This is a genomic window from Rhizobium mayense (assembly GCF_030272705.1).
Taxonomy (GTDB): domain Bacteria; phylum Pseudomonadota; class Alphaproteobacteria; order Rhizobiales; family Rhizobiaceae; genus Rhizobium; species Rhizobium mayense.
The window spans coordinates 189572-201222 of record NZ_JARFYM010000007.1 but is presented as its reverse complement, the minus strand read 5'-3'; the positions used below and the strand labels follow the sequence as shown (position 1 = coordinate 201222).

Annotated in this window: 10 protein-coding genes; 3 read left to right on the top strand and 7 right to left on the bottom strand. The window is 59.2% G+C overall.

Annotation, left to right across the window (positions count from 1 at the left end; translation table 11 throughout):
- Nucleotides 1-137 precede the first annotated feature (137 nt).
- The 4 genes from PY649_RS12100 to PY649_RS12085 form a co-directional block, all read right to left on the bottom strand.
- On the bottom strand, nt 138-1499 hold the full coding sequence (locus PY649_RS12100; RefSeq protein ID WP_285868627.1) for a sensor histidine kinase: 1362 nt from the start codon (nt 1497-1499) through the stop codon (nt 138-140).
- Nucleotides 1486-2163: a winged helix-turn-helix domain-containing protein gene (locus PY649_RS12095; protein ID WP_285868626.1), complete on the bottom strand. Its 678-nt coding sequence runs from the start codon at nt 2161-2163 to the stop codon at nt 1486-1488. The genes PY649_RS12100 and PY649_RS12095 overlap by 14 nt, the downstream gene beginning before the upstream one ends.
- 135 nt (nt 2164-2298) lie before the next feature.
- On the bottom strand, nt 2299-3102 hold the full coding sequence (locus tag PY649_RS12090) for a COG4705 family protein (protein ID WP_285868625.1): 804 nt from the start codon (nt 3100-3102) through the stop codon (nt 2299-2301).
- Nucleotides 3103-3126: 24 nt separating this feature from the next.
- On the bottom strand, nt 3127-3387 hold the full coding sequence (locus tag PY649_RS12085; protein ID WP_285868624.1) for a hypothetical protein: 261 nt from the start codon (nt 3385-3387) through the stop codon (nt 3127-3129).
- 367 nt (nt 3388-3754) lie between these two features.
- On the opposite strand from PY649_RS12085, the gene PY649_RS12080 reads away from it, so the two are divergent.
- The gene (locus PY649_RS12080) at nt 3755-4012 is read left to right on the top strand and encodes a DUF1344 domain-containing protein (RefSeq protein ID WP_285868623.1); all 258 of its coding nucleotides are present in this window, start codon (nt 3755-3757) and stop codon (nt 4010-4012) included.
- 112 nt (nt 4013-4124) lie between these two features.
- Here PY649_RS12080 and PY649_RS12075 read toward each other — a convergent pair whose 3' ends face one another.
- Nucleotides 4125-4766, bottom strand: coding sequence for a DUF1007 family protein (locus PY649_RS12075; protein WP_285868622.1), 642 nt, complete (start codon nt 4764-4766; stop codon nt 4125-4127).
- A gap of 636 nt (nt 4767-5402) precedes the next feature.
- Between PY649_RS12075 and PY649_RS12070 the strand changes: the two genes are divergently transcribed.
- Nucleotides 5403-7502: an autotransporter family protein gene (locus PY649_RS12070; RefSeq protein ID WP_285868621.1), complete on the top strand. Its 2100-nt coding sequence runs from the start codon at nt 5403-5405 to the stop codon at nt 7500-7502.
- Between the two features lie 185 nt (nt 7503-7687).
- Nucleotides 7688-7915 (top strand): hypothetical protein, encoded by a 228-nt coding sequence (locus PY649_RS12065; RefSeq protein ID WP_285868620.1) that lies wholly within the window; start codon nt 7688-7690, stop codon nt 7913-7915.
- 83 nt (nt 7916-7998) lie between these two features.
- Here PY649_RS12065 and PY649_RS12060 read toward each other — a convergent pair whose 3' ends face one another.
- Both PY649_RS12060 and PY649_RS12055 read right to left on the bottom strand, forming a co-directional pair.
- A complete protein-coding gene (locus PY649_RS12060; RefSeq protein ID WP_285868619.1) occupies nt 7999-10734 on the bottom strand; it encodes a cation-transporting P-type ATPase in 2736 nt (911 codons plus the stop codon).
- Nucleotides 10731-11639, bottom strand: a complete 909-nt coding sequence (locus tag PY649_RS12055) for a polyphosphate kinase 2 family protein (protein ID WP_285868618.1) — start codon at nt 11637-11639, stop codon at nt 10731-10733. The genes PY649_RS12060 and PY649_RS12055 overlap by 4 nt, the downstream gene beginning before the upstream one ends.
- Nucleotides 11640-11651 lie beyond the last annotated feature (12 nt).

Below are 11651 nucleotides of genomic sequence, written 5' to 3'. Positions count from 1 at the left end.
ACACCGATTCACGGGCAGATCGCCCCCCGCGGCATTACTAACACGTCCTGCGGTTTTAAAAACAGAAAAAACTTGAGATGCAATCGCTGTACTCGGCCGGTGTTTCGCGGAAGACACGGTGCAGAACCTTTGAGGCTTCATTGAACGAACCTCGGAAAGATGACCTTTATCCGCAAGCCAGGTCGTGAGTTTTCCACGAGTATCCCAGCGCCATGGAGGTCGGCGATAGCCTTTACCAGGCTGAGTCCTAGCCCACTGCCCGGCGATGTGCGGCTTTTTTCCAGCCTGTAGAGGCGGCGGAAAATGTTGCCGTGTTCCTGCTCGGGAATGCCGAGGCCGTTGTCTTCGACACTCGTCGCTATCGTTTCGGCATCTGCTTCACACCGGACCACTATGTCGGTTCCGGACGGACAATGGCGAATGGCGTTCTCGATGAGGTTGGCATACATCTGCGTCAGCAGTTCCCGATCACCCAAAATGACCTCGTTGGGCTTACCAATGCTGGTTTTAAGCCGTTGGCCATTGTCCTCGGCGACATTGGAATAGATGTCATCAAGGGACTGCAGCATATCGCTGAGGTCGACCTTGCCGAATCTGGATTTGCGGGCTCCTGCTTCGATCTGAGCAATCCGCAGCAATGCCTCAAAGGTTTCATTGATGCGGTCGGCTTCCGAACTCGCGGCCTCGAGTTCCTGAATGACCGTTAGTCCCGTTTCCTGTTTCGCGAGTGCTTCGTCGACCGTCATCTTGAGGCGGTTGAGTGGGGATTTCAGGTCATGGGCTATATCGGTGCTGACTTGCCGCATTCCATCGACGGTCGCCGCCAGGCGGGCAAGGGCGTCGTTGATGTCATAGGACAGCAAATCGACGTCATCGCCGCCTCCGACGATTGGGACGCGCGCGTCGAGGTTTCCGCGCGCTATATGTTCCATCGTGCTTCGAACGGCGCCAAAACGCCTTTGCAATCGCAGGGCAATCAACCCACCGCCGCAAATTGCGAGCAGCAGGACAATGATGGAGGCCCAGCTGAAGCTTTGCAGCATGATCGCTTCAATGTTTTTGGTTTCCCTCTGACTGAGGCCGACGGTCAGGCGGTTACCGTCGACGGTGCCCGAGAAAATCCGGTATTGCTGATCCCCTGGCAATCGTATCTTGTCGCCGTCAACGTCGCTCCAGCCCTCCGGAAATTTGAGGTCGGGAATATTGCCGGCAAGGACCTTGCCGGAGGGATCGACGAGCGAAAATACGCGCTGGCGGTCGCCGCTTGCTCTGCTGTAGGTCTCAACCGTATCCAGCAGGTCCTGGATGTCCTGATCGCCGTAGGCTGCGGCAATTACGGCAAAGGTCTCCTGGATCGTCTGGTCCTGTCGCTGCTGAAATTCCCATTTCACAAGCTGAAAGACGATCAGGCCCGTCACTATGAACGCGCTGATAAACATCAGCGAAAAGATCAACGCCAGACGAAACGATGAGCTGCGCAGAATGTTATCGCGGCGCATGCAACGAATAACCGGTGTTTCTGATCGTGTGCAGGAGCGGCACGTCGAAGGGCTTGTCGATCTTGCCGCGCAATCTGCTGATATGCGTTTCGACCACGCTGGTCTTCGGATCGAAATGGAAATCCCATACGCGTTCGAGAAGCATGGTCCTGGTGAGAACCCGGCCTTCGTTGCGGGCGAGTACCTCCAGAAGCGTGAATTCCCGCGGCTGCAGCTCGATCTCGACCCCGGCTCTGGTGACGCGGCGCTTCATCACGTCCATCGTCAGGTCGGCGACCTGCAGCATGGTCTTTTCGGACACAGCGGGCGGACGGCGGGCGAGTGCGTTGACCCGCGCCAGGAGTTCGGAGAAGGCGAATGGTTTGACGAGGTAGTCGTCGGCGCCTGCCTCGAGACCCTCCACCCGGTCATCGATACCTGCGATCGCGGTTAGAAAGAGCGCCGGCGTTTTGACGCCGGCGGCGCGCATCGAGCGCATGATCGACAGGCCGTCGAGACCGGGTAACATCCGGTCGATGATAAAGATGTCATAGGTCTCACGGATGGCATGGAAAAGTCCGTCCTGTCCATCCGAAAGCATGTCGCATACGTGCCCTGCTTCCCGCAGGCCGCGCGAGACGAATTCTCCAATTTTGATGTCGTCTTCTATGAGCAGTATGCGCATGAAACGATCTGTTCCTATTCCGGCCATGATGCCGTTTTGAGGCGAGTTCATCCGCGGTGTGCCGACTCTCATTGCGACCGGCGAGTGCGAACATATCGATTACTGCAAACTCATTTCACCAACCTGAAGAGCAGGTTATTGTTCCCCGGAACCCTCGAATTCCGCCTTCACAGGTTCCTGAACCGTGGGTCCTTGAGCAAGCGTCATATAGATCACCAGGCAAACGATCACGGCGAGGAAGAGCAGGCTGGTGACGGTCGTGCCGAAACCCAGGCCGCCATATTCCTGCGGCTGCGATAGCAGATCGCCGAACGAGGCGCCGAGCGGCCGCGTCAGGATATAGGCGAACCAGAAGGCCAGAATGGCGTTCAGTTTGAAGACGTAATAGGCAATCGCAATCACCGCGATGATGCCCCCAAAGAGGATGCCGGTGGTGAGATAGCCGAGCGCGAAGACTTCCGCCACCAGATCGCCCACCGCCGTTCCGAGAGCGAAGGTGAACAGGATGGCCAGCCAATAGAAGGTCTCACGGCGCGTCGTGAAGATGGTATGGATCGATAATGTCCTCTCGGCCGCGTACCAGACCGCAAAGGTCACGGCGAGCGTGATCATGAAGGCGATGGCCGTGGTCTGAAGTGCAACCCCGAAATTGTCGACGAGATTGTCGGAGACCAATGTGCCGACGATGCTGATGAGAACGACGGCTGCCCAGTAGAAGGGTGGAACATAGCGCTTTTGCGCAAACTGGAGCACCAGGGTCACAATCAGCACTGCGGTCATCAGCAGGGAGGTGACGGTCAGGCCGAGACCGAGATTGACGGCAAGATAGTCGGCAGCCGTCTCGCCCATGGTCACGGCCATCAGCTTGATCAGCCAGAAATCGATCGTGACCTCGGGAACGCGGTTCTGCTGAACCGGCGCCGTGTGAGCATGTGTCATCGGATTTCTCCAATTATTTGCGGTTTATTTGCCCATGATCTTCATGGCGTCGGCCAGAAACTTGTCCGAGCGAGTGTCGTCATCGGCATTGCAGCGCTCGATGGCCTTGGCTTCGAGGTCTTTGACCTTTGCCATGTCGGCGTCGCTGAGCTTGGCCGCTGCCTTGGCTGCGCGCATATCCTTCAACATCTGTTCGCAGGGTGCGGCAGCGGCGTGTGCTTGGGATGCGACGAATCCGAGGCTTGCGGTGGCGGCGAGAATGGTCGCGGCGATAATCTTTTTCATGGAAGATTCCTTTGTTTTCGCAGGGTGTTCATGCGGGCAGGCCCGCCCAAATTGATCGACCGGCGTTATCGTTTATCGCCGGTGGGCAAGCGATCTAGCGCAGCGCCTCTACAGCGGCCTTGCCGCAAGGATACGGTTTCGTAAGGTTGGGGTGGCCGGCAAGCGTTCGGCGTCCTCGAACGGCCTCAGCCCCGGCGAGGTTACGTATCCGTATATTCCGGGCAATCTCGCTGAAAAACTGCGTGTCTAAGTTGGATTTGTCGCCTCATAAGGTGCGAACGCGCATTCAACGCAGGGAAGTTTCGGCTCTGCTGTCCTGGCGCCGGCGAGGTGTTGGTGAAACCATCGAATCGAACGGATCAAGAAGATGAAAAGATCAGTCATCATCGCAGCGGCAATATTTGCGATCGCTTCCTCTACTGGCGCCTTTGCAAAGGCAATTACCGATACGATCAAGAGCGTCGACAAGAAAGGCGACTCGATTACGCTGATGAGCGGAAAGGTCTTCAAGCTGCCGGAGAAGATTGAAGCGGAACGCTTCAAGGTCGGTGAGAAGGTCAGAGTCAATTATTCGACGACGAAAGCAGGCAGAACGACGGTATCAAGTATCCATCCCGTTATGTAGGGACATACGGCGTGGGGTTGCGCATGAACCCTTGACTCAAAACAGGGTCAAGGGATTGCGTTTTACGGCGCGCATTCCAACGCGACAATGGTTCCCCGGGCCGACGGCGAGCTCAGCACTGGACTTCCAGCCTTGTCGCTACGAGCTGCGAATAATTCGTTCCCATCGGGTCGTTGAAGAACATGCTGGTGAGCGTCGCCTGATTCTGCGCGATGATTTCATTGGGATTGGGCCGCACCACCTTGCGCTTGCAGCGCGCAAATGCCTCGCCGGAGGTGGCCATGTCGCTGTCGGCGGCGAAATCGACCGCGGTATAAAGCGTCTTGTCGTAAATTCCGAAAATCGTCGTTCCCTTGAGGAAAGTCTTCTGCAGCGGCTTCAGCGAGAAGGTCAGTATCAGGGCGTCGTCCTTGTAGTCCGCCCGTATTTCCTCCGGCTTCGCCATCGCAATCGCTTTGCCGTTGCTGGTGGCGTTCGTATAGTAATCGTACTGCGCCAGCGAATTCTTGACCGTCTTGCCCACCGCCTTGAGCTCGCCCGGGTCGAGCGTCATGTTGCCGTTCTTGTCGAAATCCAATAGCACTGACGAGGAGAAGACCTCATCGAAGCGCCAGACGTTGCGAAGCTCGTTGATCGAGCCATCGGGCGACGCAATCACGTCGAATTTCGCGTCGATGAATATATGCGGGTGGGCAACGGCGGGGACAGGCAGGAGCGACAGCATCGCGATCAGCAAAATCGTATGTCGTTTCATTCAGCCTCTACCCGTGATGCCCCTGCGGCTCGAATGCCAAGGCCTGAACGTCAATTGAGACTGATTTTAGACCTCGGAAGGTTGCAAATGCCGCCACGTTCCGTTGCGAGATCGACAATGTCGATGCAGCAACTGACTCACCAGAAATCGATTCGCAAATGCGCTTCAGCGGCTTTCTAACGGACTGAAATTCCTGAGAGAAACTGGAGTGGCGAAGGGATTCGAGCCTCGCCAGGTTGGCATTGCGCGGTTTCAGCTCATCTCTGAGCAGAACTCATTTGTCGATAAGCAATTGTTTTTATTGAATTTAGCGTCGTGGTGGCCGCTGCGCGCTGTGGCGCCATCGCAACAGTTATTAAAAACAGAATTGCAATTCTAGAATTCTAATGCAGTGAAAAATTGTGCTTTATCGAAGTTCATGACTAATAATTGAATTGCATTATGCTGATATACGCGCCTGGCTAGCAAATAATATTCGCGTGCGGCGAAGCGCATCCACTATTTTGCGACTTGCTCCGGAGGGCGGCGAGCATGCGTGGATTTTGGTTAGGGACATGTCGTCTCAGTGGTGAATGCTTTGCCAACGGGAGTCGGCTGGTCGGGGGAGTGCCGTCACGACGCTCGCAGCCATTCTTCATGGCTTTGCCGTTGCTCGCATCGCTCGGGCTCTCAGTACCCGCCTTGGCGCAGACGGTACCGGTGGTACCGTTCGGGACCACAGTGCAACCGCAGGAATGGCTCGGCGGCACGGGGACAAGCCAGTGGAACAATCAAAACAATTGGGCGCGGCCAGGCAGTAACGGCAGTATTCATGATGGGGTCCCGCTCGTGACCGCATATTTCACCGGCCTCACGACCAACACGACGGTCCGCGACCAGAACAGCCAATCGATTGGTCAGCTCATCTTTACGGCGCCAGGTTATCTTTTGAGCTTGGAGAACGGCACCACCACGACCGTTTACGGCACCGGCTTCGTGATCGACGATCCGAACAACAGACCAATCGTAAACGTTGGCGTTGTCGGCGGCGGCACGTTCAAATTTACGAATGCCGCCACGGGTAGCCTGGCGAAATTCGTGATTGCGTCGAATGGTACGCTCGACATGTCCGGTCGCACGGTACTGAACGGCATGACGAGCGGCGAGATCGACAATGCCGGCAAAATTATCATCGCCAACAGCGATGCCAACAGCGTTGGCAACACACTCACCGTTTTCGGACCTTATACTGGTAACAGCGGCTCGATCTACCTGAGAACGGTTCTCCAAGGCGACAGCTCCCCATCCGACAAGCTCGTCATCGATGGCGGCACGCCCACTATCGATGACATCGCGGGCGCCATTCAGGCCACGGGCAACACGCTTCTTTACTTCACCCCCGGCCCGAACAGCACTGGCGACTACACCACCAACGGCATCCTGGTGGTTGACGCCGCCAACGGCGGCACGACGGCAGAGGGGGCCTTCTCGCTCGGAAATGCGGAGCTGCGCGCCGGAGCTTTCGACTACCGTCTGTTTCGCGGTGGTATCGACGGCAGCAATCCGGACGACTGGTTCCTTCGCTCAACCTTTACAGGGGGGCAGGTCACGCCGCCAACCGTGCTGCCGGAGCCGATCGAGCCGCCGGTCACGCCGCCAAGCGTGCTGCCGCAGCCGATCACGCCGCCAGACGAGTTGCCACCAGATGCGTTGCCGGAAGATTTGCCGCCCGTGCTGCCCCCGGGCCTGTATCCGATCATCGGGCCGGAGATTGCGACTTACGGTGCGGTCCAGCCGACTGCCCGCCAGCTCGGGCTCGCGACACTCGGCACCTTGCACGAGCGCATCGGCGATACGCTTGTGATCGGAAATGGTGAAGGCGATGGGACGAACCGGACCAGTTCCGTCTGGGGGCGTCTTTTCGGTGAGCAGATCAATAACCACTATCGCGCTTTCGCCGACCCGCGCACAGACGGTAACCTGGGCGGCTTTCAGACCGGCGTCGATCTCCTGCACGGCGAATGGCTACCGGGCCACAGTGACGTCGCGGGCATCTATTTCGCCTATGGCCATGCCGATGTTGATGTGACCGGCCTCGTCACCAACGATGCCGCCACGAATTACGAGTTGCGCAAGACGGGCAGCCTCAATCTTAACGGATGGTCTGGCGGCGCCTATTGGACGCACTACGGTCCGACCGGCTGGTATCTCGACGCAGTTCTGCAGGGGACGGCTTACGAGGGCTCGGCATCAACGGACTACACCAAACTTTCGACCGATGGCGCCGGCTTCGCCGCCTCGCTGGAAGCTGGCTATCCGATTTCCATTCCGGCGCTTGGTTCGGGTTTCGTGTTGGAGCCGCAGGCCCAAATCGTCTGGCAACATGTCTCGTTCGACGACGACAACGATGATTTCGGCAAGGTCGCGCTCGGCTCCACGTCTGGAGCGAGCGGACGGATCGGACTGCGCGGCCGCTGGACCGTCGTGAGCGATGGCGGCCAGGTTTGGCAGCCTTACCTGCGAGCGAACCTGTGGCAGGACTGGGGTGCACAGGCGACCACGACCTATTCCGGCGCTACTCGTGTCCCGTTGCTGGAAGAGGCAACGCGCGTCGATCTGAGCGCAGGGTTGACGACCAAGATCAACGCCGGACTTAGCCTTTACGCCCAGGCTGGCTACCAGTTCGCGGTCGGCGACACCGACGGCCACCAACGTGACGGCGCCCGAGCAGATTTCGGTCTCCGCTACAGATGGTAGGTGGCGGACAGCGGCGCTGAGAAATTCGCGAAGATATCCTGCCGATGTGGCCGCAGAGGTTTACACTGAAAGCCGCTGGCGAAGGCTGAACAAGGGGCAACCATCACCGTTCGCGGCGGCATGTGCGAAGGCACGGCGGTCAGCGGGGTGCTCGACCGACCGGAAGAGCACGAGGAGGAAGCGGTATGAGCGAGGACGAGAGGTATGAGGCCGGTTTCGATGCGGGCCTGAAGTTTGTCCTGGACCTTCTGGACAAGCAAGGCGGGCCGCGCGACGGCATCGAGGAAGCGGTGCTCGGGGTGAAGGACAATTTTGACAAATGCAGCCATGGCCGCTTTCGCTACGAGCCCTGCTTCGATTGCCTCAGGATCGCCATCATCGCGGTACTCAAGCGCGAGCACGATCCGGACTAGCAAGACGACCAGCGGTTAGCAAGACGACCAGCGGTCGCCTTCTCGCAAGTCGTTAGCTCGTGGACCTCTTGCCCGCATTTCCTCTATCGACGGGTCGCTGCGTCTTTCAATGCGGGCGTGGAGCGAATGACGAGCTTTTCGATCTCCACGACGAGGAAAAAGGCGAGCCCGCCTACGATGAGCCAGAGCCAGACCGAAGGAGACAAGGCCTCGGTGTTGAAGACGGCCTGGAGCGGCGGTGCATAGGTGAAGAGGAGTTGCAGCACCACGACCCCGCCTATGCCGTACCAGAGATAGGCATTGCCCAAATGGGCGCGCACGGACAGGGACGAATCGAGCAGGTAGCGGCTGTTTAGAAGGTAGTAGACCTGCCCAAGCGTGATGGCGTTGACGGCCGCGGTGCGCGCCATCTGGTCCGAAGCGCCTTGCCCCTTCATCCAGAAGAAGGCCGCCAGCGTATATAGCACAAGCGCCGCACCCACGAAGAGAATGCGCCAGATACCGAAGCCGGTGACGATCGGTCGGTCGACCGAGCGGGGCGGGCGCCGCATCACGTCAGCCTCGTGCGGCTCGAACGAAATGACAAGGCCGAGCGCGACCGAGGTGACCATGTTCACCCACAGCACCTGCGGCGCCGTAATCGGCAGCGTGAAGGCGAACAGGATCGCAATCGCGATCACCGCGCCCTGAGCGACATTGGTGGGTAGCAGGAAAAGCATCGCCTTTTCGATGTTGTTGTAGACGGTGCGGCCCTCCTTCACGGCCGCTGAGATCGAGGCGAAATTGTCGTCGGCGAGAATCATTCCCGCTGCCTCTTTCGTCACCTCGGTGCCCTTGATACCCATTGCGACGCCAATATCGGCCTTCTTGAGCGCCGGCGCATCGTTTACGCCGTCTCCGGTCATGGCCACAATTTGACGATTGGCTTGGATCGCCTTCACCAGCCTGAGTTTGTGCTCGGGGCTGGCGCGGGCGAAGACGTCGACGTCGCGCACGCATTCCTGCAATGCCGCGTCGTTCATCGCCTCGATCTCGGTGCCCGCCACGGCGGTCTTGCCATCGCCGATACCGAGCATCTTCGCGATCGCTGCCGCCGTGATCTTGTGGTCGCCCGTGATCATCGTCACGCGGATACCGCCGCCATGGCATTCCTGCACGGCGTCGATCGCCTCCTTGCGCGGAGGGTCCATGAGGCCCACGAAACCGATCAATACCAGGGTCTTCGGCAAGTCCGCCGGCCCGAGGCTGCCGGCCCGGAGGTCCGGGTTCGGCAGCCATGCCAAGCCCAGCACACGCTCCCCTTGCGCGGCTAGCCGGTCACCCTCTCGAACAAAGCGGTCACGATCGAGCGGCGCCGGACCATTTGCTGCCTGCTGCCGGTCGCAGTGATCGAGGATCACTTCCGGCGCACCCTTGACCAGCAGCATTTCGCCGTCCGCTGAACGGTTGAGCGTTGCCATGAACTTGTGCTCGGACTCGAAGGGGATCGCGTCGATGCGGGGCGCGGCTGCCGCCTCCGCGGCACGATCAATGCCAAGCTTAGTGGCGAAGGGATAAAGGGCGCCCTCGGTCGGATCTCCTTCCACTTTCCACTTTCCCTCCTCGTTGAAGAGCTCGGCGTCGTTACACAGAGCCGACACACGGCCCATCAGCGCGAGCGCTTCCGGCACGGCGTCAACGGGCTTGCCTGCGGCCTTGACTTCGCCGTCGGGCGCATAGCCGTTGCCGCTGACCTCATAGGTCGCATCCGCAGTCACGACGGAGGCGACCATCATTTCCATGAGGGTCAGCGTTCCGGTCTTGTCCGAGCAGATGCGCGAGACGGATCCGAGCGTCTCGACCGCTGGCAGGCGGCGGATGATCGCATTGCGCTGGGCCATGCGTTGCACGCCGATGGCGAGCGTTATGGTGATCAGAGCTGGCAGGCCTTCAGGGATCAGCGACACCGCAATGCCGACAACGGCCTGGAACAGCTCGACGAAGGTCATGTGTCCGAGCCAGTGACCCCAGGAGAAGAGCAACACGCTGATGACGCCGATGGCTGCCGTGATGACGTAGCCGAACTTCTTGATCTGGCGCAGCAGCGGCGTCTCGAGCGCACTGACGTCCGCCAGCATCTGGTTGATGCGGCCAAGTTCCGTCTGGCTACCGGTCGCCACAACGATGCCGGTCGCCCGGCCCGACACCACCATGGTGCCGGAAAACGCCATGTTCTCCCGGTCGCCGATCGTAGCCTTGGCTGATACTGGAGCCGTGGTCTTCTCGGCCGGAACGGATTCGCCCGTAAGCGCAGCCTCCTCCGTGCGCAGGTTCTTGGCATCGATCAGGCGCAGATCTGCCGGAATTTTGTCGCCCGATTCCAGGAGGACGATGTCGCCCGGGACAAGTTCCTCGGCCGAAATGAGGCGCGTCGCCCCACCACGCAAAACGCGCGCCTCCGCCGACAGCATGCTGCGGATCGAATCGAGTGCCCTTTCCGCTCGTCCCTCCTGTAGAAAGCCCAGGAGCGAGTTGAGAATGACGACGGCAAAGATGATCGAGGCGTCGAGCCATAGGCTCAGCATCAGTTTGACGAAGCCAGCCGCCAGCAGGACATAGATAAGAATATTGTTGAACTGGGCGAGAAACCGCATCAGCGGCCCCTTCTTCCTGCCCTGCGGCAGGCGGTTCGGCCCGTGGGTCTTTAGCCGTTCGGCGGCCCCCGCCGCATCGAGGCCGCTCCCGGGATCCACGCGAAGCTGGCTTTCCACCTGGTCGGCCGGCATCGCATGCCACGACACCGAATCCGTACCCAAACCTGAGGTCTCATCCGATCTCATTTTTGTTCCTCCCGGCGCTTTCTCGTGTCTGTCCCTTCCGCCTCGAGTTCCTGGCGCGCCGCCGCGAGATTCTTCATCTTCTCCGGCGTGATTTTGGGATATGTGAGGTCAAGCTTCTCCACCGCCTCCACGATCGCCGCCGCGACGACGAGGCGCGTGAACCATTTGTTGTCGGCGGGTACGACGAACCACGGCGCTTCCACGGAGGCCGTGGCGCGGATCGCGTCATCATAGGCCTGCATGTAGTCTTTCCAGTATCGCCGCTCGCGAACGTCGGACGCGGAGAACTTCCAGTTCTTCTCCGGCTTGTCGAGGCGGCGCATGAACCGCTTTTTCTGCTCCTCGTACGAGAGGTTCAAATAGAACTTGAGGACGACCACGCCCTGGCGCATCAGGTAGTTCTCAAAACGTGCGATGTCGGCAAGCCGCTCTTCCCAGACATTCTTGCCGACAAAGCGCGGCGGGATCTTTTGCGCGTCAAGCAACTCCGGGTGCACGCGCACCACGAGCACTTCCTCGTAATAGGAGCGGTTGAAGATGCCTATTCGCCCGCGCTCGGGAATGTTCTTGGCATAGCGCCAGAGGAAATCGTGCGAGATCTCCTTGTTCGAAGGCTGCTTGAACGAGACGACATCGCACCCCTGCGGATTGACCCGCGACATGACATGCTTGATCGTACCGTCCTTTCCAGCCGCATCCAGCGCCTGGAACACCAGCAGCAGGGCCCAGGAATCCTGCGCATAGAGAATATCTTGCTCCATCGCGAGCCATTCCGAACCGCGATCGAGAAGTTGCGCCGCTTCCTGCTTGCCCATTTTGAGCCCCAGCGTATCGCCTGGATCGAAATCCCGCAGGCGAAAATCACTGCCGTTGGTCACACGGAACGGATCCGTGTATTTCTTCATGGCGTCTATTAT